The following is a 26,267-nucleotide window of genomic DNA, read 5'->3' on the forward strand; positions in this document are numbered from 1 at the left end:
GAGCAGGTCGCGCGAGGGTCGGCCTACTTCAGCCCCGCCTTCCGCCTGCCCTTCTCGGCGCTGAGCTTCGCGGCGCCCTTGGCTTGGTGCGCCTGGGCGGCCACCCGGTCGGCCCGGTGCCGCGCCCGGTAGCCCACCGAGGGACGCCCCTCGTGGTCCACCGCGGTGATCAGCAGGCCGCCGAGCAGTCCCACGTTCTTCAGGAAGTGGATCTGCTGGCCCGCCCGCTCGCCGGGGTCGTCGAGCTCCCAGAACGCGTGCGAGGACAGGGTCGTGGGCACCAGGCTGCCCGCGAGCAGCAGCGCCGCGAAGCGCGGGCACTTGCCCAGCGCCAGCAGCACGCCGCCACCGATCTTCACCGCGCCGTCGATGCGCACCAGCGTCTCCGGATCGGACGGCACCTGCTCGGGAACCGAGTCCTGCACCGACGACGGCGCCTTCTCCATCAGGTGCGACGCGGCCTTCGCGTGGTTGCGCACGTCCCGCAGCACCCCGATGCCGCCGTAGATGAACACGGCGGCGAGCATCGGGCGGGCCAGTCGGCGAACGAGCATCTGTGACCTCCTCGGTGGTCGGCCGGTGGGCCCGACGGTACGCACTCCACCGCCGCTCCGCCCGGTTTCACCGCTGCTCCGAAAGCACCCGGGGGTGCCCGCCGAACGGCCGCACCAGGCCCGTTGAGCTGCTCCGATGCGGTCGGCGGGAGGTGCCGGTCAGCGGTGGTCGACCGGTGCGAAGACCTCGTCCCAGGCGGCGGCGACCTGCCGCGCGCACAGCTCCGGCGCCACCCCGCCGATCCCGGTGCCCATCCCGGGCATCGCGATCGAGTGCACCACGTGGCGCACCGGCGTCCCGTTCTCCAGGATCGCGCTGGCCCACAGCCGCAGCACCGCGCGCGCCGCCAGGTAGGGGTGCACGGTGTCGGCCGGGAGCTGTTCGCCGGGTTGGCGCATGGTGGGCGAGCTGATCAGCCAGATCGGGTTGGGGACGCCGGTCGGCACCAGCAGCGCTTCGCCGACGGGCAGCTCCCCGCCGTGGTAGGCGAGCACCGCGCTGCGCACCTGCCCTTCCACCTCGGGGAAGGCGGCGGCGTACACGGCGTCGATGCCGCCGCGCATCCAGCCGTAGGAGTTCGCGGGGCTCACCGCCGCGTCGATCCGCAGGTCCAGCACCGAACCCCGGTGGACGGCGAGACCCTCGCGGTGGTCGGCGATCTCGTGCCAGGCCGCGGCGAGCGGCTCGTCCACGGCGCAGAGGACGAGCCGCAGCTCCGGCTCCGCCCCTGTCGTGGAGCGCTCCGAGTCTGCGGTCACGCCTGACAGCATCGCAGGAATGTCCGCGGGCGTGGCATCGGGTAGGTCACACCCGTTCGGAGGCGCGCTCCGACCAGCGATGAGAACGCACCGACGTGCCGCGCACAACACCGGCCCCACCAACGTCACCCGGTCGGCCGCCCCGTCCGGGTGAACCCGGGGGCGAGCGCCGTCGGCGGGTGCGGTGGCGCCGCGCCGTACGCTGTGCAGGTGCCACTAGTCGCGTACCTGGGCCCCCGAGGCACCTTCACCGAGCAGGCCTCCCGTTGCCTCACCGACGACTTCGACGCCGAGCTGGTCCCGTTCGACGCGGTGTCGCAGGCGTTGCGGGCGGTGCGGACGGGCGAGGTGCTCGCGGCGGCCGTCCCGGTGGAGAACTCGGTGGAAGGCTCGGTGCCCGCCACCCTCGACGCGCTCAGCGCCGGCGACCCGCTCGTCGCGGTGCGCGAGGCCATGCTGCCGATCCGGTTCGACGTGCTGGTGCGGCCGGGGACCCGCGACGTCCGCTCGGTCGCCAGCCACCCGCACGCCCTCGGGCAGGTGCGCGGCTGGCTCGCCGAGCACCTGCCCGGCGCCGAGGTGCGGGTCAGCGGGTCCACCGCCGCCGCGGCCGCCGAGGTGCTCGCCGGTGAGCACGACGCCGCGGTCACCGCGCCCACGGCGATCGAGGAGTACTCGTCGCTGGTGCGGCTGGCCGAGGGGATCGCCGACCTGCCCGACGCGGTGACCCGGTTCCTGCTGCTGCGCCGGCCCGGGGTCCCGCCGGAACCCACCGGCGCGGACCGGACGTCGATCGCCGCCGTGGTCGGCGACGAGGTGGGCGCGCTCACCGAACTGCTCGCCGAGCTCTCGCTGCGCGGCATCAACCTGAGCCGGATCGAATCGCGGCCGACCAAGGACCGCCTCGGCGAGTACCGTTTCTTCCTGGACTTCGACGGCCACATCGCCGACGCCCGGATCGGGGACGCGCTCAGCGCCCTGCACCGGCGGTGCAGCGAGGTCCGGTTCCTCGGGTCCTACCCGAAGGCCGACCGGTCGCCCGCCACCGTCCGGCCCGCCGCCTCCGAGCAGGTGTTCCGGCACTCGGCGCAGTGGGTGGACGACCTGCGAGCGGGAGCGATCGGATGAACCTGGAAGCACCGGCGGGCGCGCGGCTCGTCCTGGCACGGCACGGCCAGACCATCGCCAACGTGCACCACGTGCTCGACACCCTGCCGCCCGGACCGGGGCTCACCGAACTGGGCACCCGGCAGGCCCTGACCCTGGCCGAGCGGCTCGGCGAGGAGAAGATCGCGGCGATCCACGCCAGCCGCGCCCGGCGCGCCCAGGAGACCGCGGCCCCGCTGGCCCGGCGCCTCGGGCTGCCGGTGGAGATCGCCGAGGGCACCCACGAGATCGGCGCGGGCGACTACGAGGGCCGGGGCGATCCGGAGGCGATGGGCGTCTTCGAGGACGTCTACCGGCGCTGGCAGCTCGGCGAGCTGGACGTCCGGATGCCCGGCGCCCAGACCGGCCGCGAGGTGCTCACCCGATTCCTCGACTCGGCCCGAAGCACCCTCGACGGGGTGTCCGGCGGTGCGATCGTGCTGGTCAGCCACGGTGCGATGCTGCGGATGGTGGGTCAGCACCTGGCGGCCAACGTCACCGGCGAGATGGCCGACGCGGTCCACCTGCCCAACACCGGCCTCATCGTGCTCGACGCCGACCCGGACGCCGCGACCGGCTGGACCTGCACCACCTGGGACGGCCTGGACCTGTAGCCCGGCACCTGGACGGGTGCACCCGATCGCAAGCCGAGTGAGGGGCACCCTTGCCCAAGTAACTCGGGCAAGGGTGCCCCTCACCCGGTCCTGGACGGGTGGTGCGTCGGCGCGTCGGTCGCTAGGCCCAGCCGAGGGCGTGCAGGCGGTCGTCGTCGATGCCGAAGTGGTGCGCGATCTCGTGCACCACGGTCACCGCCACCTCGTCGACGACCTGCTGCTCGCTGCCGCAGATCTCCAGCAGGGCCTCGCGGTAGATGGTGATGTGGTCCGGGAGCACGCCGCTGTAGGTGCTGTCCCGCTCGGTGAGCGCGATGCCCTCGTACAGCCCGAGCAGCGAGGGCTCCTGCGGGTTGCGGTCCTCGACGAGCACCACGACGTTGTTCAGCGCCTTCTGGAACTCCTCGGGCACCAGGTCCAGCGCGTCGCCCACGAGCTCCTCGAAGCGCCCCCGGGTCATCTCCACCGGCATGGTTCCCGTTCTACCGGAAGTCAGCGCGGTTCGGTGGCGGGAGCGCCCGGCTGCGGCGGCGTGGGGTCCACCGGCGCGGGTTCGGTGCCGACCTCGACCTCGCCCTTGACGCTGCCGGTGACCGGGGCCAGCCCGCTGCCGTCCGGCAGGGTCGCGCCGACCTTGCAGTTCACCTCGCGCGATCCGGCGTCCCAGCTCTCCTGCGCCAGGGTGTCCCAGGACACGACCAGGCCCTTGTCCCGCGCGGCGGTCGGGCTGCCCGCGAACTCGGCGGTGATCTCCTCGCAGCGGGTGGCCAGGAAGCCGTCCTGCTCCTCGACCGGCGGGTAGCCCTCGGGGAACTGCTCGGCGAGGTTGACCAGCCCGGTGATCTCCAGCGAGTGCGGCTGGGCGCAGTCCACCGGGTCCCACGGCTCGGTGCCGTTGATGCCCAGGCAGGTGCCGACCGGCCAGGTGTTGGACTGGTCGATCCGCGCGGCGTCGCCGGTGATCGGGTGCAGCCTGCCGGACGGCCCGGGCTGCTGGAGCCCGCAGAACAGGGTCCGGTCGCCGCGCCGCCAGCTCTCCTCGCTGGGGGTGAACGCGCCCACGCCGAACTTGCCGTTGGGGTCGAAGCGCCCGCCCAGGAAGTTCCGCGCCACCTGCGTGCAGTGGTCCATCTTGAGCTGCTGCCACTGCTCGGTGGGCGGGTACGGCGCGTTCGGCGGGAACTGCGCGGCCAGGTCCGCCTTGCCGGTGACCTCGAACAGGTGCGGGCGCTCGCAGCCGATCTTGCCGATGTCGGAGGCGTCGGCCGACCGCCAGGTCAGGCAGGTGCCCGCGGTGGCGTCGAACACCGCGGGCGGGGCCGGGTTCGCGCCGAACCGGTTCGAGCCGCCGCCACCACCGCCGGTCGGCCAGTTCAGCAGCGCGCTGACCACCAGGATCAGCAGCGCGCCGAGCGCCGCCGAGATCATCACGAGCCGGGTGTCGGGCTTCTTCCGGCGCTGGTGTGGAGGGGGAGCTGACTCGGCCACACGAACATCATGCCCGTTCGCCCGCGGCGCCGCGCGGCACCTCGGAACCGATTCTTGACCCGCGCGCTGGTGAGGATGGGTAATGTGGCTACCGGGAGTGGCTACGAGGGAAGATGGCTAGCAGTGGCAGATGACGACCGGCCGCAGCGGGACGACGAGCAGCCGAACGGGGTCCCGGAGGAGTCCGAGGCGGGAGCCGACGAGGCCCGCCGCGGGCGCATCCGCTACCAGGACGCCGAGACGACGACACCTCGCGAACCCACGCTGGCGGAGAAGCGCGCCCGGATCGCCGCCGAGAAGCGGCAGGAGGAGCAGCGCCAGGCGGAGGTGCAGGCCGCCGCGGACAAGACCAGGAAGCGGCGCCGGGTGATGATCGGCGGCGGCGCGACGGTGGGCGTCGTGGCGCTGGTCGCCGCGATGTACTCCGCCTCGGAGTACCGCAACGAGGCGACCGCCGTCACCGAGTTCTGCGCGTCGAACGACCCGAACAACCCGGTCGCGCAGGACCCGGAGAAGTGCACCCCGGAGTACGCCGAGTCGCAGGGCGGCTACGTCAGCGGCGGGATGTTCTTCATGCCGATGATCCTGCCGGGCGGCATGATGGGCCAGCCGGTGCCGCAGTACCGCTACGGCTACACCCAGCCCGGCGCGCCGGCGCCGACTCCGGGGCAGACCGTGCAGGGCTCCTCGTTCACCAAGCCGACCGACTCGCAGATCAAGAACACCCGCGGGCAGACCATCCAGCGCGGCGGGTTCGGCATCACCAACAAGGGCGGAAGCGGGAGCTGACGGGTGCGACGCAGGACTGGTCAGCGCAGGCCGGACTGGCAGGCGAAGGTCGAGGAGCTGGGGCTGGTCTTCGGCACCCCCGCGCGCGAGGCCGACGGCACCGCCCGGCCCTACTGGGACGAGGGCGTGCACTACGAGTTCGGCCTCGACGAGGTGCTCTCGCTGGAGGCCGACGTCGAGCTGCTGCACTCGATGTGCCTGGACGCGGTGGACCACGTGATCACCACCGAGCGGTACAAGGACTTCGGCATCCCCGAGTACGTCTGGCCGCACATCGCCGAGTCGTGGCGGCGCGGTGACCCGCACCTCTACGGCCGCTTCGACCTGCGCTACGACGGCAGCGGCCCGGCCAAGCTGCTGGAGTACAACGCCGACACGCCGACCTCGCTGCTGGAGGCGGCGGTCGTGCAGTGGCACTGGCTGACCGAGGTGCACGGCGGCGACGACCAGTGGAACTCGATCCACGAGAAGCTGGTCGAGCGCTGGGAGGAGATCAGCGACCAGCTCGCCACCCGCGAGGTGCACTTCACCTGGTCGTCCTCGGACACCTCCGGGGAGGACAACCTCACCGCCGCCTACCTCCAGGAGACCGCCGCCGAGGCGGGGATGGACACCGTCGGGCTGCCCATCGAGGAGATCGGCTGGGACTCGCTGCTGGAGCGGTTCGTCGACCTCGAAGAGGCGCCGTTGAACACCGCCGTCAAGATCTACCCCTGGGAGTGGATGGTCGACGACGAGTTCGGCAAGCACGCGGTGAGCGCGCTGCCCAAGACGCAGTGGGTCGAGCCGCTGTGGAAGATGCTGCTGTCGAACAAGGCGCTGCTGGCGGTCCTCTGGGAGATGCACCCGGGCCACCCGAACCTGCTGCCCACGTTCCTCGACCAGCCCGGCCTGCTCACCGAGTACGTGCGCAAGCCCCGGCTCGGCCGCGAGGGCAGCAACATCACCGTCGTCGCCCCCGGCTGGGAGACCGAGACCGGCGGCGTCTACGGCGAGGAGGGCTACGTCTACCAGGCGTTCGACCCGCTGCCCGAGTTCGACGGGATGCGTCCGGCGCTGGGCGCCTGGATCGTCGGCGACTCCTCGGCGGGCCTGGGCATCCGGGAGACCGCCGGTCTGATCACCGACGACGGCGCCGCCTTCGTCCCGCACCGCATCCCCGGCTCCTGATCGGGTGGCGCTTTCCCCAGTGAGGGGCACCCTGTCCGAGCGAGGACCGCTTTCGCCAATGGCCTGCGTGGCGGTGCGGGTGGCGGAACCTCAGCGGCCTGCTCGCTCCGGGATCCGTTCCTGATGTACCGAACACGGACACGGCGTCACGGCTGTCCTCGCGAGGGGACCGCTGAGCGGCACCGTCCGAGCACGGGCAGCGGTGCCGGTTGACGGCCGCACCGCATGCGGCTCCGCCGCATTCCGAAACGACTCCCAACAACTCGGGCGAGGGTGCCCCTCACTCAGTTCACTTCCGGGTGAAACCGGTGGTGGGTCGGGCGCGGCTGTCCAGTGGCACCCGATGGCCGTCGGGGGTGCGTGGGCCGCTACGCTGACCTGCTGTGATCGACCTGAAGACGCTACGCGAGGATCCGGAAGCGGTGCGCGCTTCGCAGCGCGCCCGGGGCGAGGACGCGGCGCTGGTGGACGCGCTGCTGTCCGCCGACGAGCGTCGCAGGTCGGCGGTGTCCCAGGCCGACACGCTGCGCGCCGAGCAGAAGCGGCTGGGCAAGCTCGTCGGCGGGGCCAAGGGCGAGGAGCGCGAAGGGCTGCTCGCCGAGGCCAAGCAGCTCGCCGCGCGGGTGAAGACCGCCGAGGCGGAGCAGTCCGCGGCCGACGAGGAGCTGCTCGCGGCGCAGCGCCGGATCTCCAACGTCATCGACCCGCGCACGCCGGCCGGCGGCGAGGCCGACTTCGTCACGCTCAAGCACGTCGGCACCCCCGCGAGTTCGACTTCCCGGTCAAGGACCACCTGGAGCTGGGCACCGGGCTCGGCGCGATCGACATGGAGCGCGGCGCGAAGGTCTCGGGCGCCCGGTTCTACTTCCTCAAGGGCGTCGGCGCGCAGCTGGAGCTGGCGCTGCTGAACATGGCCGCCGCCCAGGCCACCGCCGCCGGGTTCGACCTGGTGGTGCCGCCGGTGCTGGTGCGCCCGGAGATCATGGACGGCACCGGGTTCCTCGGCGCGCACGCCGGCGAGGTGTACCGGCTGGAGGAGGACGACCTCTACCTGGTCGGGACCTCGGAGGTGCCGCTGGCCGGCTACCACGCGGACGAGATCGTGGACCTCTCCGGCGGACCGCTGCGCTACGCGGGCTGGTCGACCTGCTTCCGCCGCGAGGCCGGGTCGTACGGCAAGGACACCCGGGGGATCATCCGGGTCCACCAGTTCAACAAGCTGGAGATGTTCGTCTACTGCGCCGAGCAGGACGCCGAGGCCGAGCACGAGCGCCTGCTCGCGTGGGAAGAGGAGATGCTCGCCAAGATCGAGGTGCCCTACCGGGTCATCGACACGGCGGCCGGTGACCTCGGCGCGAGCGCGGCCCGCAAGCTGGACTGCGAGGCGTGGGTGCCGAGCCAGCAGACCTACCGCGAGCTGACCTCGACGTCGAACACCACCACGTTCCAGGCGCGGCGGCTCAACGTCCGCCACCGCGACGAGGGCCGCACCCAGCACTGCGCCACGCTCAACGGCACGCTGGCCACGACCCGCTGGATGGTGGCGATCCTGGAGAACCACCAGCAGGCCGACGGCTCGGTGCGGGTGCCCGAGGCACTGCGCCCGTTCCTCGGCGGTGTCGAGGTCCTGGAGCCGAAGGGCTGAGTGCCCCGCTCAGGGCTCGGGACCCACGTGGCGGTGCGGGCCAGCGGGACCTCAGCGTTTCCCCGCACCCCGGGAGCCGCTCGCCCACGACGCAAGTGGCGTCGCGACAGTCCTCGCGATCCGCTGAGCACCCGCCGTGGTGCCGACCGGGTAGCCGCACCGCGCAGTGGCTCCGCCGCGCTCCGAAGGGGCCTCCACCCGAACGTGACGTGAGTGAGGGGCATCCTTGCCCAACTCGGGCAAAGGTGCCCCTCACTCAGCTCACGGACGGGTGAAGGGCGGGTCAGCCGAGCAGGTCCGGTTCGAGGTCGACGCGGATCAGCGCCGCCGCGAAGCGGTCCAGGTCGTCGGCGCGTACCAGCTTCGCCAGCCCGTCCGGGTCGGTGGGCAGGCCGATGCGCTCGGCGGACTGGAGCGCCTTGCGGTCGAAGTAGGGCCGCAGCTCCGGCCACACGCCCTGCGCTTCGCGGCAGAAGATGTCCGCGCCGACCGGACCGAGCCGGGGGAACTCCTGGAGCAGCCGCCGCACCGCGCGCGGGTCGCCGTCGGCCTCCGCGCGGAGCTTGCGCAGGTCGTCGCCGTAGCGCTGGTGCATCAGGTCGGCGCCCTGGCCGAGGGCGGTGGCGGTGCTCTCGTCGTAGCGCCGGTAGTGGCCCCGGACCAGCGCGTCGACCCGCTGCTGCCAGGTGGCCTCGCGCATCCGGCGGGGCGTGCCGAAGCCCTTGAGCTCGCGGGTCGCCGACAGCGCGATGCCCGCCTTGATCCGGGTGGACAGCAGGACCGACATGGTCAGCAGCCGGTACAGGGGGGAGGGCTTGTCGGCCAGCGTGATGCCCGCCTCCGCGGCGTAGGTGGTGCCCGCGCGCTCCAGCAGCCGCCGAGCCGTCGTCCCGGTGCCGCCGCGCTGCGCCGGGACCTGCGCGGTGCGCTTCGCCTGCTTCGTGGCCATCGGCCATCACCTCCTGGCCGTCGGTCTACCCGGTGTCCGACCAGCGCACACCCGACGTCGCGGCGGAGCGGGCGCGGCCGTCCTATGGTGGGGGCGTGGCTGATCGAGCGGACGGGCCGGAGCCCCCGGGGCAAGCCCTGGAGGGCCTGGGCGACCGGGTCCGCCGCCGGCGCGAGGAGCGCGGCCTCGCCCCGGCGGCGCTGGCCGAACGCGCCGGGCTCGACACCGCGCAGCTCGGCGACCTGGAAGGCGGCGGCCCCACGCCCGCGCTGGAGGTGCTGGCGCGCTTGGCCGACGCGCTGGACATCGACCTCTCCGAGCTGTTCACCGACACCAAGCCGGGCCCGGCGGTGGTCGTGCTGCGCGGCGACGAGGCCAGGACGGTCGTCGACGAGGGCCTGGTGCTCCAGGTGCTCACGCCGCGCGCGGTGATCCCCGGGATGTACGCGGCGCGCTACCGGCTGACCCGCACCGCCGAGGGCGTGCGGCCGGTGCGCCACGTCGGGCACGACTGGCTGTACGTGCTCAGCGGCGAGCTGCTGGTCGAGTTCAGCGAGGACTCCACGACGCTGCGGGCGGGCGACAGCGTCAGCTTCAGCTCCCGGGTGCCGCACCGGCTCTCGGCGGTGGGCCGGGAACCCGCGGAGTTCCTCGCGGTAGGAGCCACCCTCGCCGAGTGATGCTTTGGTGGTGCCGTGGTCCGGTTGCGTGGCGGTGCCGGTGGCGGAACCTCAGCGGCCTTCTCGCTGCGGGATCGCCTCCTGATGTACCCACTTCGTACACGGCGTCGGCGCTGTCCTCGCGAGAAGGCCGCTGAGCGCTAACGTCCGAGCACGGGCGGCGGTGCCGGTTGCTCAGGTGGGGCAAGGCGGAAGCGGCGGGCGCCGCTTGTCTGACGGTAGTGCGTGGCGACGAGCAGCCGCGCCGCTTCAAGAACCGCCGAACCCCTCGGGCGCTGAGGTTCCGCCACCCGCACCGCTCCGCCGGGTGAGCCGGACACCTAGAGCTCCGGCAGGACCTCGGAGGCGACCTCTTCGACCGTGGCTTCCGAACCCATGTAGGGCTCCTCGGGGCGCGGCCAGTGCGTGATGACGTCGGTGAACCCGAGCTCGGCCGCGCGGCCGACCACCTCGCGGAAGTGCTCGGCGCTGGACAGCGCGTAGGCCGGTCCGGCGTCGATCTGGAGGTAGCGGTCCACCGAGGCCGGTTCGCGGCCGTGCTCGGCGAGGGTGTCGGCGAACCGCAGCGACAGGTCGGCGACCGAGCGCCACCACGACTCGACGTCGTCGGCGGGGCGGCCGGTGGTCACCCAGCCCTTGCCGTAGCGGGCCGCGAGCCGCATCGTGCGCGGGCCGTTGGCGGCGACGACGAACGGCAGTCGCGGCACCTGCACGCAGCCGGGGCTGCGCCGCGCCCCGACGGCCGCGTAGTGCTCGCCCTGGTAGTCGGTGCGGTCCGAGGTCAGGATGCGGTCGAGCAGGTCGAGGAACTCGGCGAACCGGTCGGTCCGCTGCCCGGCGGTGAGCTCGGGCGCGCCCAGCACGCCCGCGTCGAAGCCCGGGCCCCCGGCGCCGATGCCGAGGGTGAGCCGCCCGTCGCTGATGTCGTCGAGCGCGGTGAGCTCGCGGGCGAAGTGCACCGGGTGCCGGAAGTTCGGCGACGCCACCAGCGTGCCCAGCCGGATCGTCGTGGTCACGGTGGCGGCGGCGGTGAGCGTCGGTACCGCGTCGAACCACGGTTTGTCCACCAGCTCGCCCCAGCCGATGTGGTCGTAGGTCCAGGCGTGGGCGAAGCCGTACTCCTCGGCCATCCGCCACAGCGGCTCGGCGGCCCACCACCGGTGTTCGGGCAGAATCACGATCCCAACTCGCACGGCTCCGACCGTATCGGTACGCGCCCGGGGGATCGACCCGATGACGCCAACGTGATGTGCGCCGGTGCCCGGGACGCAATCGCTCGGGCGGGCGAAACCGCCCGGTACGTCCGTCGCCGCACCTCGAAGGGCTGGTGAGTGAGGGGCACCTGCATCCGGCTTACTCGGATGAAGGTGCCCCTCACGCAGCGACCAATCACCCGCGCGGGTGGCTCGCGGGGCTTTCCGGGACGGACGGCTCGGCGTCCCGCGGCCGGGGGAGGATGCAGCGATGCGCCCTCCTCGCCTGATCGCCTCCGACGTCGACGGCACCCTGCTCGATCCGCTCGAACGCCTCACCGCCCGCACCACCGCGACCGTCCGCCGGGCGACCGCGGCCGGAGTCCCGTTCGTCCTGGTCACCGGCCGTCCGCCGCGCTGGTTGGGGCCGCTGGTCGACGAGCTCGGCGGGGTCGGGTTCGCGGTCTGCGCGAACGGGGCGGTGCGCTACGACGTGGCGGCGGACCGGATCCTGGGCAGCCACCTCATCGACCCGCTGGTGCTGCACGACGCGGTGCACGACCTGCGCGAGGAGCTGCCGGGGTGCACCTTCGCCGTGGAGCGGGTCGGCGACCGGGCGCGGGGGACGACCGCCGCGCAGTTCCTCGCCGAACCGGGTTTCCGCCGGTCCTGGGCGGTGGACGTGCGGACGGCCCCGCCCGACGAGCTCACCGGCAAGCCCGCGGTGAAGCTGCTGGTGGTGCACGACGAGCTGACCAGCGCCGAGATGGCCCCGGCGGCCGAGGAGGTGCTCGCCGCGCGGCTGGGCGTCACCTACTCGACGGGTTCGGGTCTGCTGGAGCTGTCCGCGCCGGGTGTCGACAAGGCGACCGGGCTGGCGGAGGTCGCCGAGGAGCTGGGGGTGCCGCGCGGCGAGGTGATCGCCTTCGGCGACATGCCCAACGACGTGCCGATGCTGCGCTGGGCGGGGCGCGGGATCGCGGTGCGCAACGCCCATCCCGCCGTCCTCGCGGTCGCCGACGAGGTGGCGGCGAGCAACGCCGAGGACGGGGTGGCCGCGGTGCTGGAGCGCTGGTGGTGAGCTACAGCGCCTGCTGGGCGGTGTCGTCCTCCTCGGCCGGTGACTCCTGGGCGGGCGGCTCCTGGGCGGGCGGGTCCTGAGCGGGTGGATGCTGCGCGGCGGTGGCCCGGGAGCGGATCTCGCCGAGCGCGGCGTGACCGAACCGCCCCGGGCACAGCGTCCGGCCGACGTCGCGGTGCCCGAAGATCGTCGGCAGCGCGACTCGCGCGCCCGCCGCGTGCAGCGAGCCGCCCCGGCCGGTGAGCACGACGGTGCCGTCGGCGGGCACGCCCGCGCGGTCCAGCTTCCAGCCGCTGATCCGGGCGACGCCGCCCAGCGTCTCGGGGCTGGGCCGGACCTGTTCGAGGTTGCCGAGCATCGCCACCCCGAAGGTCTCGTGGTTGAAGCCGAGCGCGTGCCCGCCGATGACGTCGCCGTCGAGCCCGCCCCGGCGGCCCTCGAAGACGGTGCCGCACTTGTCGACGAGCGCGTGGTAGCCGATGTCGCCCCAGCCCAGCTCGACGGCGTGGTAGTGGAACAGGCCGCGCACCACCGACGCCGAGACGGCGCAGCGGTAGTCGTTGCTCCCGGCGGTGTGGTGCACGGCGACCGCGCGGGTGGTGGTGGCCTGCCCGGCCCAGGTCGTCTGCTTCTCGTCGGCGCCCCACCCGGCGCGCTCGACCACCGGTGGCCGTCCGCCCGGCCCGGCGGCGGGGGCCTGCCGGGCGGCGGGGGCGGGGCCCGGGTCGAGCGCGATGAGCTGGAGTTCGGCGGTGACGTCGCGGCCGTCGCGGGTGGCGCGGACCTGCGCGGCGCGCGCGTCCCCGGTCCACAGCGGTTCGCTGGCCCGGTCGGTGGCCGGTTCCAGCGGGGTCCACGGCCGCCAGCCCCGGTCGGTGCGGGCCCGGACCGCGACCTCGTCGGGCGCGGCGCCGGTCCAGCGCACGCCGAGCATCGAGAACGGCCGGTCGGTGCGGACCTCGCGGCTGGCGTCGCGGGCGGTCGGCACCGCGCCCAGCGCGATGTGCTCGACGCGCGGGCCGGGCTCGACGGCGGTGGCCGCGGGGGCCAAGGCGGCGGGGGCCAGGACGGCGGTGGCCAGCAGGACGAGCGGCAGGACGAGCCGGCGGCGCATGGGTACCTCGCTGCGCAGAGCGCACCGCGGCGGCGGTGCTCGGTCGGGGGTGCGGCCGAGTATGGGGCGCCCTCCGTTCGGATGGTGCCGCGTCCCGCTGATCAGGCGAACGAAGCTGACCCGGACGGGTGGATCACCGCGCCTTGCGGTGAACGTCGAGCCCTCCGGGTGACGTGCCGCCGTCGCCGGTGCGGCGGACGTGGCTCACGCTCTGCCGTAGGTCGGCGCCTCGGTGGCCGCCGCCGGCCGGTACCGGGTGAACCGCAGGTGGCCGATCGCCCCGGCGATCAGGAAGCCGATCCCGATGAGCACGTAGGAGTTGCCGACCACCTGCTGCGAGAACGTCCAGTCCAGCTCCCGGTCGTTGGTGTAGGGCAGGTACCAGTGCGGTCCGATCGCCACCGCCAGCGCGCACAGCCCGACGGTGAGCTGCACGCCGTACCAGCGGTGCCGCACCGCCATCGCGCCGACCAGCGCCAGCGCGGGGGCCGCCCACACCCAGTGGTGGGACCAGGAGATCGGCGAGACCAGCAGCACCAGGACGGCGTTGAACATCAGCGCCAGCGGCACGTTGGCGGTGCGCAGCGCGTAGCGCATCGCGAGCACGGCGACGACCAGCAGCAGCGCGCAGCCCAGCAGCCACGGCACGTTCAGCGCGGCGTCGGTCAGCTCCTGCTTGGCCAGCAGGCTGCGCAGCGTCTGGTTGCCCGCGTAGACCAGGCCGTGCTCGTCGCCGGTCGCGACCATCTCCTCCAGCCACCACACCGCGGAGTCGCGCGGCGCGGCGAGCAGCCCGATCAGCACCGTGGCCAGGAAGGTGATCCCGGTCACCGCCATCGCGCGCAGGTCGCGGCGCAGCAGGAACAGCAGCAGGAAGCCCAGCGGGGTCAGCTTGATCGCCCCGGCCAGGCCGACCAGCAGGCCGCGCGGCCACGGGGTGCGGGGCAGCAGGCAGTCCAGCGCGACCAGGCCCATCAGCAGCAGGTTGATCTGGCCGTAGTTGATGGTGTCGCGGGCCGGTTCGAGGACGGTGAACCACGGCAGCAGCAGCGCGGTGGCCAGTGCGACCTGCCCCGCCCGGGGCGCGAGGTAGCGGCTGGACCGGGCGAGCGCGTAGGCGGTGGCCAGGATCGCCAGGTGCGAGAGCACCGAGACGACCACCACCGCGCCCTCGGTGGACAACCACGTCAGCGGGGTGAACAGGATCGCCGCGAACGGCGGGTAGATGAACGGCAGGGTGCCCGAATCCGGCGTTTCCGGGGTGAGGTCACCGCCGTATATCTCGTTGCCGCGAAGCCACGCGCGAGCGCCGAGTCGGTAAATTTCGGCGTCCATGTATCCCCGGGTGTCGATCCAGTGCACGAACCAGATCGCCACCACTTCCAGCACGATCGCCACGGCCAGCAGAGATCGCGCGCGTGCGGAAGTCACGCTCCTAGATCACCTTTCCCCGCGTCCCGGTGGCGCGCCCACCGACCGGATGGACCGGCGAATCGGATATCGCGGGACGATGCGGATCACCCCGGGGGTCGCGCCGCCGCGATGCTACCCAATGCGAACTCGCCGGCCTGGTCATCCGGCCCGGTCAGGATTGATCGCGGTCGCTTCGGGGAGTGCGCGGTTCGTCACTCGATACGGTGGACAAAATTGCAGGACACGCGGTTCTCGTCCGCCGCAACGCGGCGATATCACCACTACGGGTAACGATGTCCCTCCGCTAATGTCAACGCGGTTTCGGAGCGTCGCGCCGCCCCAGCTACCCTCGTCGCCGTGAGCTTCGCAGGCTATGACCTGATCGTCGTTGGTTCCGGATTCTTCGGCCTCACGATCGCAGAGCGCGCCGCCACCCAGCTCGACAAGCGGGTGCTGGTGCTGGACCGTCGTGACCACATCGGTGGCAACGCCTATTCCGAGGCGGAGCCCGAAACGGGCATCGAGGTGCACCGCTACGGCGCCCACCTGTTCCACACGTCCAACAAGCGGGTGTGGGAGTACGTGAACCAGTTCACGGACTTCACCGATTACCAGCACCGGGTGTTCACCAAGCACCAGGGGCAGGTGTACTCGTTCCCGATGAACCTCGGCCTGCTGTCGCAGTTCTTCGGCCGCGCGTTCAGCCCGGACGAGGCCAAGGAGCTGGTCGCCGAGCAGGCCGCCGAGATCGACACCGCCGAGGCGGCGAACCTCGAGGAGAAGGCGATCTCGCTGATCGGGCGCCCGCTGTACGAGGCGTTCGTGCGCGGTTACACCGCCAAGCAGTGGCAGACCGACCCGAAGGAACTGCCCGCCGCCACGATCAGCAGGCTCCCGGTCCGCTACACCTTCAACAACCGCTACTTCAACGACACCTACGAGGGCCTGCCGGTCGAGGGCTACACCGCCTGGCTGACCCGGATGGCCGAGCACGACAACATCGACGTGCGGCTGAGCACCGACTACTTCGACGTGCGCGACGAGCTGCCCGCCGAGGTCCCGGTCGTCTACACCGGCCCGCTGGACGCCTACTTCGACTTCGTCGAGGGCGAGCTGGGCTGGCGCACCCTGGACTTCGAGAGCGAGGTCGTGCCGACCGGCGACTTCCAGGGCACCCCGGTGATGAACTACGCCGACGAGGAGATCCCCTACACCCGGATCCACGAGTTCCGGCACTTCCACCCGGAGCGCGGCCACTACCCGTCGGACAAGACGGTCATCGTCCGCGAGTACTCCCGGGCCGCGGAGAGCGGGGACGAGCCGTACTACCCGATCAACACCCCGGAGGACCGGCGCAAGCTGGAGGCCTACCGCGCGCTGGCCAAGAAGGAGGCCGCGGAGCGCGGTGTGCTCTTCGGTGGTCGACTGGGGACGTACAAGTACCTGGACATGCACATGGCCATCGGTTCGGCGCTGAGCATGTTCGACAACAAGATCGCCCCTTATTTCACCGAGGGACGTTCGCTGGACGGCTCCCTGGAGGACTGACGTGACCGACCGGACCGCCCCCGAGGACCCCGGCGCCGCCAAGGCCGCGAGCAAGCGCGCCGCGACCAGGACCGCTCCCGCCAAGGGACCCGCGGTCGGCGAGAGCAAGATCAGCGACGCGACGTCGATGCGCGCGGGCACCGGCGCGGTGGCCGCCGAGCAGGTGCTGCAGCGCATCGTGTTCCCGCGCGGCGAGGACCCCCTCGACGTGCGGGCGCTGTACCTCGACGAGCCGGAGGCCCGCAGCAGCGCGGCCACCGTGCTCTCGCGGCGCTCGCTGAAGGTCCCGGCCAACAGCAAGATCTCGCTCGCCTCGTACTTCAACGCCTTCCCGGCCAGCTACTGGAAGCGCTGGACGAAGGTCGAGGAGGTCGTGCTCCGGCTGAAGGTCAAGGGCGCCGGTCGGCTCGACGTCTACCGCTCCAAGCCCAACGGCGACAGCGTCCACCTCCAGGGCGCGCCGGTGTCCAGCCCGAAGTCCTGGAAGTCGCTGGAGTTCCGGGTCGCGCTGACCCCGTTCGAGGACGGCGGCTGGATCTGGTTCGACGTCTTCACCAACGATGCCGCGCTGGAGATCGACGAGGGCTCCTGGACCACCGACCTGGAGCTGCCCAAGCAGCAGGTCGTGGTCGGCACCACCACCATCCGGCCCGCCGACTGCGTGCTCGCGCTGCAGACCCTCGGCGAGGACCCGCAGGTGATGGACGTCGTCGAGCGCGTCATCGTGGCCGACCAGGGGCCGCAGAAGATCCGCGACACCGAGGGCTTCGACCTGGCCGCCCAGCGGCTCGGCGACAAGCTCCACGTGATCGAGCAGGCCAACCTCGGCGGTTCCGGCGGGTTCACCCGCGTCATGTACGAGGGCGTCTACCACTCCGACGCCGAGCAGGTCATGGTCATCGACGACGACATCGCGCTGGAGCCGGACGGCGTGCTGCGGGCCAACGCGTTCGCCCGCGCCGCCTCCCAGCCGGTGATCGTCGGCGGCCAGATGCTCAACCTGCAGGCCCGGTCCCGGCTGCACACCATGGGCGAGGTCGTCGACCTCGGCGGGGCGATGTGGCGGGCGGCGCCCGGCGCGGTCACCGACCACGACTTCGCCAAGAAGCCGCTGCGCAAGTCGCCCAAGCTGCACCCGCGGATCCACTCCACCTACAACGGCTGGTGGATGTGCCTGTTCCCGCGCGAGGTCATCGAGGATACCGGGCTGCCGCTCCCGCTGTTCATCAAGTGGGACGACGCGGAGTACTCGCTGCGCGCGGGCGGCCACGGCTACCCGACGGTCACCCTGCCGGGCGCGGCGATCTGGCACATGCCGTGGACCGACAAGAACGACGCGACCGACTGGACGGCGTACTTCCACACCCGCAACCGGCTGATCCTGGCCGCGCTGCACAGCCCGGAGGACGTCAAGACCGGCATCGTCAAGCAGGGCCTCAAGCTCACCCTGCGGCACCTGCTGTCGATGGAGTACTCCACGGTCGCGGTGCAGCAGCGGGCCATCGAGGACTTCATGGCCGGACCGGAGGGCCTGTTCGAGAGCCTGCGCACGGCGCTGCCGGAGGTTCGCGAGCTGCGCAAGGACTACGACGACGCGCGGACGCTGCCCTCGGCCCGCGAGTTCCCGCAGCCCTTCGCCGACCCGGTGATGGCCGAGGGGCTGCTCAAGCCGCCGGTGAACCCGGCGGTGATCGCGGCGCGGGCGTCCAAGGCGCTGCTGCACAACCTCAAGGAGCCCTCCGGCGAGGCCTCCGACCGGCCGCAGCTCAACGTGCCCGCCGCCAGCGCCCGCTGGTTCCTGCTCGGCAACCTGGACAGCGCGACCGTGTCCAACGCCGACGGCAGCGGCGTGGCCTTCCGCCGTCGCGACCCCGAGGAGTTCCGGCGGCTGGGGCTCCGGGCGATGGCCAACTACAAGAAGCTGGGCCAGGAGTGGTCCCGGCTGCGCGCGGCGTACCGCGCCGCGCTTCCCGAGCTCACCAGTGCCGAGTCCTGGAAGCAGGTCTTCGACCAGAAGTGACCCGGCCCCGAAACCCCCCCGGAGATGAAGTGGCTGCAGAGCTGACCTCGGCGACCGCCCCCGACGTGCCGGTCGCCGTGCCCGACGACGAACCGGCGCCGGAGGTCACCACCGAGACCCGGGCGCTGCGCTCGGTGCAGGACGCCCTGGCCAAGCCGCCCGTGGTGAAGGCCGCGCGAGCGATGTCGCTGTTCGGCGAGCACGCGGGCGGCTGGCTGGCGATCGGCGCGATCGGCGCCGTCGCCGACCGCCCGCGCCGCGCCGAGTGGCTCACCGCCGCGGCCGGGGTCGCCGCCGCCCACGCCGCGTCGATCGCGGTCAAGCGGGTGGTCCGGCGCCGCCGCCCGGGCGACCCCGGCGTGCGGGTCCTGGTCGGCACGCCGAGCAAGTTGAGCTTCCCGTCCTCGCACGCGACCTCCACGACGGCGGCCGCGGTGCTCTACGGCGGGTTGACGGGCAAGAAGCTGACCCCGGTGCTCGTGCCGCCGATGATGGTCAGCCGTCTTGTCCTGGGGGTTCACTATCCGAGCGATGTGGTCGCCGGGTCCGCGCTGGGCGGGGCCGTTGCGCTGGGCGTCCGGCGATTCATGACACGGCGGAGGAACCGTGCCTGACAAGAACGAGCAGGAGCAGCGGCCGGACGACGTCCAGGTCGACACCGCTGCGAAGACCGACGACGAGGGGGCGACCGCCGACGCGTCGTCGAACGGCGTCGCCGCGAAGAACGACGCCACGGACGACGACGCCTCGAACGGCGGTGCCTCGAAGAACGGTGCCTCGAAGGACGGTGCCTCGGTGAACGGAAGCGCGTCGCGGCGGACCGAGCTGGAGCGCGAAGAGGCCGAGGTCGAGACCGACTCGGAGGGCAGCATCGGCGCCGAGTTCGGCGACGAGGTGCTGGAGCCCGGCGCGGAGGCCTCGGACGACGTCAAGGACAAGTCGTCGGATGCCTACCACGCGAAGGTCACCGCCAAGGCGGGCACGCCGGCCGGTCTGGTCTCCGGGCTGGTCAAGGAGCTGCGCCCGAAGCAGTGGGTGAAGAACGTCCTGGTGCTGGCGGTGCCGTTCGCGGCGGGCCACATCCTGGAACCGGCGATCCTGCTGGACGCGGTGATCGCCTTCATCGTCTTCTCGATGGCCGCCTCGGGCATCTACTTCGTCAACGACGCCATCGACGTCGAGGCCGACCGGCAGCACCCGACCAAGCGCAACCGCCCGATCGCCGCCGGGCTGATCCCGGTGCCGATCGCCTACGCGGTGTGCGTGCTGCTGCTCGGCGGCTCGCTGTTGATCTCCGCGCTGACCAGCGTGCCGCTGCTGACCGTGATGGCGGTCTACATCGCGGTGCAGCTCGGCTACTGCTTCGGGCTGAAGCACCAGCCGGTGATCGACCTGTGCATCGTGGCCTCCGGCTTCCTGCTGCGCGCCATCGCCGGTGGTGCCGCCGCCGGACTGGTCATCACGCAGTGGTTCTACCTGATCGTGGCGTTCGGCTCGCTGTTCATGGTGGCGGGCAAGCGCTACGCCGAGGTGAAGCTGGCGCTGGACACCGGCGCGAAGATCCGCAAGTCGCTGAAGGCGTACTCGCCGTCCTACTTGCGCTTCGTGTGGGCGATCGCGGCGGCGATCACGATCATGTCCTACGCGCTGTGGGCCTACGACATCCGCACGGTCGAGGAGTCCCGGTGGGGCTTGATCTCGATCATCCCGATGGTCATCGCGATACTGCGCTACGCGGTCGACATCGACAAGGGCGTCGCGGGCGAGCCGGAGGAGGTCGTCCTCAAGGACAAGGTCCTCATGGTCCTCGGCGCCGTCCTGGCCGGATTCCTCTTCCTGGCCTTCTACCTCTAGCCGGACCCACCCGACCCCCACATCACCCGGACGTGTGCTGAGTGAGGGGCACCTTGCCCGAGTAAGGGGTCCTTTCGGAATGCGGCGGAGCCGCATGCGGTGAGGCTGCCAGCTTGCACCGCCGCGGGTTCTCAGCGGTCTTCTCGCGAGGACAGCCGTGACGCCGTGTACGTGCTTGGTACATCAGGAGCGGCTCCCGGAGCGAGAAGACCGCTGAGGTTCCGCCACCCGCACCGCCACGCAGATCATTCTGAAACAGGTCCTAACTGGGACAAGGGTGCCCCTCACTCACGTCCCGACCCGGTGCCGTCACCCGGACGGGTGGTGGAGGCCGAGGTCGCGGATGACGTCGTGGGCCATCTGGATCGCGTAGCTCTGGCCGCGGTCGTGCGGGTAGATCTGCGCCATGGTGGCGAGCGTGACGCCCGGCAGGTGGGTGCGGTGGCCGGGGATGCCCGCGCGGTACCCGGGCGTGACGATCGGCTGCGCGAACGGGGCCCGGGAGAAGTGCCAGTCGCGGATCCAGGACCGCTCGAAGTCCGGGTTCAGCGCCCGCAGCCACGGCAGGTAGTGCGCCAGCACGGCGGCGGGGTCGGCGGTGAAGCGCCAGTCCTCGCACGGCACGTAGTTGCCGACGTAGACGACGTGCCTGCCGCCGTACTCGGCCGGGTCCACCAGGTTGGTGTGCTCGACCACCGCGAGGAACGGGAACGCCGGGTCGTTGATGTTGAGCCAGTAGTGCGGGATCAGGCTCCGGTCGCACTCCAGCACGAAGCAGGTCGCGCCGAGGTACCGGTTGCGCCGCAGCACGTGGTCGGCACCGATCCCGGCGGCCTCGGCGAACACCGGCTGCGGGACGGTGACGACGACGTGGTCGAACAGGTACCCGCTGTCGTCGGCGGTGCGCACCCGGACCTCGGCGCCGACCTGCTCGATCGCCGTCATCGGCTTGCCGGTCTCGACCTTGCCGCCGCGCTGGGTCACCGCGTCCAGCAGCGCCCGGTACAGCAGCTCGAAGCCGCCGTGCAGGTAACCGAGCTCGAAGGTGCGGCAGTGGATCCGCGCCCACAACCAGGCCATCGAGATGTCCGCGGCGTGCGCGCCGAACTTCCCGGTCAGCAGCGGTTCCCAGATCGTCTCGGTGACCCGCGGCCCGGCCCAGCGGCGCATCCAGTCCAGCGCGCGCACCTCGGTGAACCGCGAGCCGTCCCGGACCGCCTTGAGCACGGCGGCCGACGCCGCGAAGCGCAGCCGGTCCGGCACCGACCACCCCGGGAACCGCAGCATCTCGCCGGGGGTGCCGAAGGGGTGCAGCGCGCCGTCCCGGTACACCCCGGTGCTCGGGCGGTGGAAGCGCAGCCGGTCGCCGAGGCCGAGCTCCTCGACCAGCTCGATCAGCGCCCGGTCGGTGCGGAAGCTGTGGTGGTAGAACCGCTCCAGCGGGGTCCCGGCGACCTCGATCGAGGACGCCAGCCCGCCGGGTTCGTCCGCCGCCTCCAGCACCGTCACGTCGTGCCCGGCCTTGACCGCGTCGTGCGCCGCCGTCAGCCCGGTCGCCCCCGCTCCCACGATGCCCAGCTTCATCCGAAGCTCCACTTCTTGTTCACGGTGTACTGCAGGAACACCACGACGGGCAGCGCGCCGCCCTTCACCCACCTCGGGTCCAGGCCCAGCCAGCCGGAGAACACCTGGAGCACGGCGAAGGTCAGCGCCAGCCCGGTCAGGCCGACCGCGTAGAAGCGCAGGAACCGCACCGCGACCCGGTCCCGGGTGCGGAAGTTCAGCAGTGCGTTGAGCAGGAAGTTGTTGGTGATCCCGACCGTGGTGCTGATCGCGTTGGCCACCTGCGGGTGCAGCGCGTCGAGGCCGAGCAGGAGCAGGAACACCAGGTAGTCCAGCAGCACCCCGCTGACGCCGATCACGCCGTAGAGCGCCAGGGCGCGCGGGACGCGCACCTCAGTCCGCGTCATACCGGACCACGTCGCGCACGATGTAGAGCGGACGCTGCTGCACCTCGTGGTAGATCCGTCCGATGTAGCCGCCGATCACGCCGAGGGACAGCATCTGCGCCCCGCCGACGAACAGCAGCACCACCATCAGCATGGTCCAGCCCGACACCGTCACCTCGGGCATGAACACCCGCATCCCCACCGCGTAGAGGATGCCGATCGCGGAGAGCACCAGCCCGGCGAAGCCGATCCGGGTGATCAGCTTCAGCGGTGCGGTGGAGAACCCGGTGACGCCGTCGGCGGCCAGCCGCAGCATCCTGCGCAGCGGGTACTTGGTGTTGCCGGTGACCCGTTCGTCGCGGTCGAAGACCACTTCGGACTGCTCGAACCCCATCGACGCGACCATCCCGCGGATGAACCGGCTGCGTTCCCGGAAGCCGCGCAGCTCCTCGGCGGCGCGCCGGTCCAGCAGCCGGAAGTCGCCGGTGTCGAGCGGGATCTTCACGTCGGCGCAGCGCCGCAACACCCGGTAGTAGGCGTGCGCGGTGGCCCGCTTGAACTTCGAGTCCTGCCGGGTGCCGCGCCGGGCGGAGACGATCTCGGCCCCGTCTAGCCATTCGTCGAGCAGCTCGAGGCTGACCTCCGGCGGGTCCTGCAGATCGGTGTCCATGGTGATCACCGCGTCGCCGTCGGCGTGGTCCAGGCCCGCCGTGATGGCGATCTGGTGGCCGAAGTTGCGGGCCAGGTCGACCACCCGCACCCGCTCGTCGTTCTTGGCGATGTCGTGCAGCGCGCGCAGCGAACCGTCGGTGGAACCGTCGTTGACGTAGATGAACTCGTAGTCGAACTCGGGTCGTTCGGCCACCGCCCCGGCGAGCTGTTCGTGGAACCGCCGGATGGCGCCGATCTCGTCGTAGACCGGCAGCACGTAGGACACCAGCGGTGGTTCCGCCGGTTCGGTGCTCGCCTGCACCGGGACGGGTACGGGGACCTCGGTCCCCAGCATGTCGGACATGGCGCACCCCCAGGCCAATCCGGCTCCTCGGGTTCAGCCGGGCGGCACCCCCACGCCGCCGGCACCCGGACACCGAGAGTATCCGCACCGTCCGAGGTCAGCGCGGTGAAGCCGCTCGGCTCATCCGCCGAACGGGTAAGGCGGATCGCCCGCCGCGCCGCCGATGCGCTCCCGGTGCACGCGGGTCGCGTAGGCGTCCCGCGCCAGGTCGCCGTAGGACGCCAGCAGCAGGTGGCCCCACACCGCGCCGGGCGCGCCGCGCAACCGGCTCGGCACCTCGTACCGCTCGGCGAGCGCGGGAACCCCGGCGAACACGCCGCCCATCGTCGGGTCGTAGGCCATCGAGTCCTCCCCGGCGGCGGGGGTGATCAGCGCGCGCGGGCTCGCCGCGGTCCCGCCGCCGACCCGCGGGTACGCCCGGTGGCACGGGAAGTGGAAGCTGAGCGGCCAGTCGACCAGCGTCGGCCCGGAACCGGCGAGCACCCGGTGCAGCGGCACCACCTCGCGCAGCACCGGCCCGCTGACCGCCAGCCGGCCGTCCGCCGCGGTGCTGCGGTCCTCGGCCCGCAGCCGGAGCCGGTCGGCGCCCGGCGGCGGGGCGTCGAGGGTGAACACCCGCCACTCCGCGCGCGCCGGGGCCGGTCGGCCGCGCCGCGGGTCGTCGTAGGGGAGGGCGGCGGGCGGCGGATCGCGCAGCTCGCGGGTGCCGAGCGTCCGGTCCCCGGCGGCGAACTCCACCCGCAGCGCGGTGCCGTCGCCCGGTCGGCCCGCCACCCGCAGCGCGACCACCTGACCGTCGGGCACCGGGGGCAGCGCGAACCACGGCGTGCTGAGCGATCCGGTGCCCGGCGCGGTGGAGGCCCACGCGTGCGGGGTGGCCCGCACCGCCTCGACCGCCGCCGACGCGGTGGGCGGCGCGGGTTCGAGCGGCACGTCGGTCGGGGTGAAGCCGTCCGCTTCGGCGGCGCTGCCCGGGACCGGGTGCAGCGCGGCGCCCAGCGGCAGCACCTCGACGGCGTCGGCGAGCCCGCAGTCGGCGGCGGAGACCCGGTCGTCGCGCGCGGTGAGGAACGAGCCGAGCAGCACGAGGACCCCGGCCAGCGCCGCCGAGCCGAGCACCGCGCCGGGCATCGCCGTCCACCCCGGACCGCCGCGCCGCCGGACCGCGGCCCAGGTCCCCAGCCCGGCCAGCGCGCCGATCGCCAGCCACAGCGGCGGGCTGTCCAGCGGCCGGACCGGGGTGTCGGCCCACGGCAGCCCGAGTTCGCCCGGGAACGGCCAGGCGTTCGGGCCGCGGAACGCCAGCGCCGCCGCCCCGGCCGCGGCGAGCCCGCCGACCATCCCGAGCAGCCGCGCCTCCCGCCGCGCCCGCTCCAGCGCGCCGACCCGCGCCAGCAGCACCACGACCACCGCCAGCAGTGCGGGGCCGACCCCGGCCAGCGCACCGAAGTGGTGCGTCCACTTCGACGGGACCACCACCAGCACGGCGAACACCCCGACGACGGAGCCCAGCAGCGGCGGCAGCCCGGGAATCCCGGTGCCCCCTGGCATTTCGGGGGCCCAGTGCATTTCGGGGGCCCAGTGCATCTCGGGGGCGCAGTGCAACCGCCGCAGCGCGCACGCCGCGGCCAGCAGCACGGCCACCAGGACCAGGAACACCGCGAGCCGCTTGCTCGCCGAGCCCCACGGCCCGGTGGACAGCAGGGAGGCGTAGCGGTTGAGCTCCTGGTACCAGCCCAGGCTCGGCCCGAACGCCTCGTGCAGGTGCGTCGCCCGCCGCACCCCGGTCCAGGTGGAGTCGGCGAACATCGCCACCAGCCCGAGGCAGCCCAGGCAGCCCAGCGCCGCCAGCCGCGCGGGCACCGCCAGCGGGAGGGGCACCGCGCCGGGGCGGGCCAGCAGCCGCACCACCCGGGGTGCGAACGCCGCCACCGCGACCAGCGCGGCGATCCCGGTCGGCGTGACCGCGACGGTCAGCCCGGCCGACGCGGCGGCGAGCCCGAGCCAGCCCGCCGGAACCGCCGAGCGGTCGGCCTTGAACAGCGCCGCGACGGTCGCGGTCAGCCCCAGCGCGACCGCCGGTTCGGGGCGGATGCCCAGCCCGAACGGCAGCCAGCAGGCCAGGAAGAACACCGCCGCCAGCGGCACCGCGGCCCGGTTGCCCCGGCACAGCGGCGCGACGATCCCCCGGCTGAGCAGCAGCCAGGTGAGCAGCCCGGCGACGACGCTGGGCGCGCGAAGCACCGCGGGGCCCTCCTCGGCCACCGCCCGCATCAGGTGCTGGACCAGGGTGAACGGCGCCTCGGCGGCGTTGAACCAGCGGTAGTAGTTGCCGATGTAGCCGTCGACCTCGTAGTTGCGGACGGTCATCATCGCGAAGCCGTCGTCCTCGGTGTTCGGCCCGATGAGCAGCCACAGCGCGAGCACCCCGGCCACCGCGAGGTCGACCGGGAGCCGCAGTCCGGACCGCCACCGCGGCGCGGCGGCCGGCGCGCGCGGGCCGTGCGCGGCCAGCAGCAGCAGCGATGCGGCGGCCAGCACCACCGCGGTCACCGCCAGGTCCGACTTGCCCCGGGTCGGCGCGGTGTCGAACCAGGAGTACGGCCGCGCGGTGACCGACACCCCCGCCGCCGGGTCGAGGTCGGTGCGGAAGGCGAAGATCTCCGGGGCGGGCACCTCGGGCAGCAGGATCGGCGGGGCGCCCCCGGTGCGCACCGCGGTGCCGTCCGCGCCGGACTCGATCCGCAGCCCGCACGTCCCGGCGGGCAGCGGCACCTCGCGCTGGCCGAGCACCAGGTGCGGCTCGCCGTCGCGGGTGGTCAGCACCAGGCCGTCCCGGGTGCTGCCCTCGGGCACCGTGCTCAGCACCGTCGTCGGCCGGTCCGGGGCCCCGCGCAGCGCCGGGCACGGCACCGATGCGGTGAACTCCGCGGGCCGGTAGGGGGCGAACAGCGCCGTCGTGGACTCGCCCGACCAGTGCACCTCGGTGCGCTCGGCCCACACCGGGGCGAACGGCAGCGCCACCGCGCAGCCGATCCCGGCGAGCCCGGCGCACAGCGCCAGCAGGTGCCAGCACCAGGCCGCCCACCTGCGGTTCCGGCTCCGCCCGGCGTCGGTGGTCGACGCCGACGGCGCCGGGCTGCTCCACCTGTCCACCGGCGCTCCCCGACCGCGTTCGCGTGCTGCCGGTCATGGTCGCCGGATCGGGGGTCCGGCGCTGGCCGACGAAGCGCCGGACGCCGCGCGCCGCCCTACCATCGGAGCATCCCGGCACAACCCTCCACTG

Annotated in this window: 22 protein-coding genes and 1 pseudogene; 11 read left to right on the top strand and 12 right to left on the bottom strand. The window is 72.8% G+C overall.

Annotated elements, in window-relative coordinates; genetic code table 11:
- Positions 1–23: 23 nt before the first annotated feature.
- Both ACQP0T_RS00715 and ACQP0T_RS00720 read right to left on the bottom strand, forming a co-directional pair.
- The gene (locus ACQP0T_RS00715; protein WP_433870819.1) at positions 24–554 is read right to left on the bottom strand and encodes a DoxX family protein; all 531 of its coding nucleotides are present in this window, start codon (positions 552–554) and stop codon (positions 24–26) included.
- Between the two features lie 159 nt (positions 555–713).
- Positions 714–1,325, bottom strand: coding sequence for a macro domain-containing protein (locus ACQP0T_RS00720; RefSeq protein ID WP_433870820.1), 612 nt, complete (start codon positions 1,323–1,325; stop codon positions 714–716).
- Between the two features lie 198 nt (positions 1,326–1,523).
- Here ACQP0T_RS00720 and pheA point away from each other — a divergent pair, with 198 nt between their 5' ends.
- Both pheA and ACQP0T_RS00730 read left to right on the top strand, forming a co-directional pair.
- On the top strand, positions 1,524–2,441 hold the full coding sequence (gene pheA, locus ACQP0T_RS00725; RefSeq protein WP_433870821.1) for a prephenate dehydratase: 918 nt from the start codon (positions 1,524–1,526) through the stop codon (positions 2,439–2,441).
- On the top strand, positions 2,438–3,073 hold the full coding sequence (locus tag ACQP0T_RS00730) for a histidine phosphatase family protein (RefSeq protein WP_433870822.1): 636 nt from the start codon (positions 2,438–2,440) through the stop codon (positions 3,071–3,073). The genes pheA and ACQP0T_RS00730 overlap by 4 nt, the downstream gene beginning before the upstream one ends.
- A 121-nt stretch (positions 3,074–3,194) precedes the next feature.
- Here the strand turns inward: ACQP0T_RS00730 and ACQP0T_RS00735 are convergent, their stop codons facing one another.
- The gene (locus tag ACQP0T_RS00735) at positions 3,195–3,545 is read right to left on the bottom strand and encodes a metallopeptidase family protein (protein WP_433870823.1); all 351 of its coding nucleotides are present in this window, start codon (positions 3,543–3,545) and stop codon (positions 3,195–3,197) included.
- Positions 3,546–3,565: 20 nt separating this feature from the next.
- Positions 3,566–4,561, bottom strand: coding sequence for a septum formation family protein (locus ACQP0T_RS00740; RefSeq protein ID WP_433870824.1), 996 nt, complete (start codon positions 4,559–4,561; stop codon positions 3,566–3,568).
- A 123-nt stretch (positions 4,562–4,684) separates the two neighbouring features.
- Between ACQP0T_RS00740 and ACQP0T_RS00745 the strand changes: the two genes are divergently transcribed.
- The 3 genes and pseudogenes from ACQP0T_RS00745 to serS all read left to right on the top strand — a co-directional run bounded on the left by ACQP0T_RS00745 (position 4,685) and on the right by serS (position 8,165).
- Complete coding sequence (locus tag ACQP0T_RS00745; protein ID WP_433870825.1) at positions 4,685–5,350, top strand: hypothetical protein; 666 nt, start codon at positions 4,685–4,687, stop codon at positions 5,348–5,350.
- Positions 5,351–5,353: 3 nt separating this feature from the next.
- The gene (locus ACQP0T_RS00750; protein ID WP_433870826.1) at positions 5,354–6,520 is read left to right on the top strand and encodes a glutathionylspermidine synthase family protein; all 1,167 of its coding nucleotides are present in this window, start codon (positions 5,354–5,356) and stop codon (positions 6,518–6,520) included.
- A 383-nt stretch (positions 6,521–6,903) separates the two neighbouring features.
- Positions 6,904–8,165: pseudogene (serS, locus tag ACQP0T_RS00755) on the top strand (serine--tRNA ligase).
- Between the two features lie 283 nt (positions 8,166–8,448).
- Here serS and ACQP0T_RS00760 read toward each other — a convergent pair.
- Positions 8,449–9,114, bottom strand: a complete 666-nt coding sequence (locus tag ACQP0T_RS00760) for an endonuclease (protein WP_433870827.1) — start codon at positions 9,112–9,114, stop codon at positions 8,449–8,451.
- Between the two features lie 95 nt (positions 9,115–9,209).
- Here ACQP0T_RS00760 and ACQP0T_RS00765 point away from each other — a divergent pair, with 95 nt between their 5' ends.
- Entirely contained in the window at positions 9,210–9,794 is a 585-nt protein-coding gene (locus ACQP0T_RS00765; protein ID WP_433870828.1) for a helix-turn-helix domain-containing protein, read from the top strand.
- Positions 9,795–10,114: 320 nt separating this feature from the next.
- Here ACQP0T_RS00765 and ACQP0T_RS00770 read toward each other — a convergent pair whose 3' ends face one another.
- Entirely contained in the window at positions 10,115–10,987 is an 873-nt protein-coding gene (locus tag ACQP0T_RS00770; protein WP_433870829.1) for an LLM class flavin-dependent oxidoreductase, read from the bottom strand.
- Positions 10,988–11,258: 271 nt separating this feature from the next.
- Between ACQP0T_RS00770 and ACQP0T_RS00775 the strand changes: the two genes are divergently transcribed.
- Complete coding sequence (locus tag ACQP0T_RS00775; protein WP_433870830.1) at positions 11,259–12,068, top strand: HAD family hydrolase; 810 nt, start codon at positions 11,259–11,261, stop codon at positions 12,066–12,068.
- A gap of 1 nt (position 12,069) precedes the next feature.
- Here ACQP0T_RS00775 and ACQP0T_RS00780 read toward each other — a convergent pair whose 3' ends face one another.
- Both ACQP0T_RS00780 and ACQP0T_RS00785 read right to left on the bottom strand, forming a co-directional pair.
- Positions 12,070–13,182, bottom strand: coding sequence for an N-acetylmuramoyl-L-alanine amidase (locus tag ACQP0T_RS00780; RefSeq protein WP_433870831.1), 1,113 nt, complete (start codon positions 13,180–13,182; stop codon positions 12,070–12,072).
- 204 nt (positions 13,183–13,386) lie between these two features.
- On the bottom strand, positions 13,387–14,613 hold the full coding sequence (locus ACQP0T_RS00785; RefSeq protein ID WP_433870832.1) for a glycosyltransferase 87 family protein: 1,227 nt from the start codon (positions 14,611–14,613) through the stop codon (positions 13,387–13,389).
- 339 nt (positions 14,614–14,952) lie between these two features.
- Between ACQP0T_RS00785 and glf the strand changes: the two genes are divergently transcribed.
- The 4 genes from glf (at position 14,953) to ACQP0T_RS00805 (ending at position 20,017) form a co-directional block, all read left to right on the top strand.
- Positions 14,953–16,143, top strand: coding sequence for a UDP-galactopyranose mutase (gene glf / locus ACQP0T_RS00790; protein ID WP_433870833.1), 1,191 nt, complete (start codon positions 14,953–14,955; stop codon positions 16,141–16,143).
- Between the two features lie 127 nt (positions 16,144–16,270).
- A complete protein-coding gene (locus tag ACQP0T_RS00795) occupies positions 16,271–18,163 on the top strand; it encodes a glycosyltransferase (RefSeq protein ID WP_433873877.1) in 1,893 nt (630 codons plus the stop codon).
- 29 nt (positions 18,164–18,192) lie between these two features.
- Positions 18,193–18,777 carry a phosphatase PAP2 family protein gene (locus ACQP0T_RS00800; RefSeq protein ID WP_433870834.1) on the top strand — a complete coding sequence of 195 codons (585 nt, stop codon included), beginning with the start codon at positions 18,193–18,195 and terminating at the stop codon, positions 18,775–18,777.
- A 280-nt stretch (positions 18,778–19,057) separates the two neighbouring features.
- Positions 19,058–20,017: a decaprenyl-phosphate phosphoribosyltransferase gene (locus tag ACQP0T_RS00805; protein ID WP_433873879.1), complete on the top strand. Its 960-nt coding sequence runs from the start codon at positions 19,058–19,060 to the stop codon at positions 20,015–20,017.
- A gap of 309 nt (positions 20,018–20,326) precedes the next feature.
- On the opposite strand, the gene ACQP0T_RS00810 is transcribed toward ACQP0T_RS00805, so the two are convergent.
- The 4 genes from ACQP0T_RS00810 to ACQP0T_RS00825 all read right to left on the bottom strand — a co-directional run bounded on the left by ACQP0T_RS00810 (position 20,327) and on the right by ACQP0T_RS00825 (position 26,137).
- A complete protein-coding gene (locus ACQP0T_RS00810) occupies positions 20,327–21,601 on the bottom strand; it encodes an NAD(P)/FAD-dependent oxidoreductase (RefSeq protein ID WP_433870835.1) in 1,275 nt (424 codons plus the stop codon).
- The gene (locus ACQP0T_RS00815; protein ID WP_433870836.1) at positions 21,598–21,987 is read right to left on the bottom strand and encodes a GtrA family protein; all 390 of its coding nucleotides are present in this window, start codon (positions 21,985–21,987) and stop codon (positions 21,598–21,600) included. Before ACQP0T_RS00815 ends, ACQP0T_RS00810 begins: the two co-directional genes overlap by 4 nt.
- Positions 21,974–22,981 carry a glycosyltransferase gene (locus tag ACQP0T_RS00820; protein WP_433870837.1) on the bottom strand — a complete coding sequence of 336 codons (1,008 nt, stop codon included), beginning with the start codon at positions 22,979–22,981 and terminating at the stop codon, positions 21,974–21,976. Before ACQP0T_RS00820 ends, ACQP0T_RS00815 begins: the two co-directional genes overlap by 14 nt.
- 120 nt (positions 22,982–23,101) lie before the next feature.
- Positions 23,102–26,137: an arabinosyltransferase domain-containing protein gene (locus ACQP0T_RS00825; protein WP_433870838.1), complete on the bottom strand. Its 3,036-nt coding sequence runs from the start codon at positions 26,135–26,137 to the stop codon at positions 23,102–23,104.
- Between the last annotated feature and the right edge of the window lie 130 nt (positions 26,138–26,267).

Origin of the sequence: Saccharopolyspora sp. CA-218241 (genome assembly GCF_050954615.1) — a bacterium.
GTDB lineage: Bacteria > Actinomycetota > Actinomycetes > Mycobacteriales > Pseudonocardiaceae > Saccharopolyspora > Saccharopolyspora cebuensis.

Coding starts and splice junctions, on each gene's coding strand:
- ACQP0T_RS00780 (WP_433870831.1), bottom strand. CDS start 13,182: ATGCGCCGCCGGCTCGTCCTGCCGCTCGTCCTGCTGGCCACCGCCGTC.
- ACQP0T_RS00760 (WP_433870827.1), bottom strand. CDS start 9,114: ATGGCCACGAAGCAGGCGAAGCGCACCGCGCAGGTCCCGGCGCAGCGC.
- ACQP0T_RS00775 (WP_433870830.1), top strand. CDS start 11,259: ATGCGCCCTCCTCGCCTGATCGCCTCCGACGTCGACGGCACCCTGCTC.
- ACQP0T_RS00795 (WP_433873877.1), top strand. CDS start 16,271: ATGCGCGCGGGCACCGGCGCGGTGGCCGCCGAGCAGGTGCTGCAGCGC.
- ACQP0T_RS00810 (WP_433870835.1), bottom strand. CDS start 21,601: ATGAAGCTGGGCATCGTGGGAGCGGGGGCGACCGGGCTGACGGCGGCG.
- ACQP0T_RS00715 (WP_433870819.1), bottom strand. CDS start 554: ATGCTCGTTCGCCGACTGGCCCGCCCGATGCTCGCCGCCGTGTTCATC.
- ACQP0T_RS00720 (WP_433870820.1), bottom strand. CDS start 1,325: ATGCTGTCAGGCGTGACCGCAGACTCGGAGCGCTCCACGACAGGGGCG.
- ACQP0T_RS00815 (WP_433870836.1), bottom strand. CDS start 21,987: ATGACGCGGACTGAGGTGCGCGTCCCGCGCGCCCTGGCGCTCTACGGC.
- ACQP0T_RS00730 (WP_433870822.1), top strand. CDS start 2,438: ATGAACCTGGAAGCACCGGCGGGCGCGCGGCTCGTCCTGGCACGGCAC.
- ACQP0T_RS00820 (WP_433870837.1), bottom strand. CDS start 22,981: ATGTCCGACATGCTGGGGACCGAGGTCCCCGTACCCGTCCCGGTGCAG.
- ACQP0T_RS00735 (WP_433870823.1), bottom strand. CDS start 3,545: ATGCCGGTGGAGATGACCCGGGGGCGCTTCGAGGAGCTCGTGGGCGAC.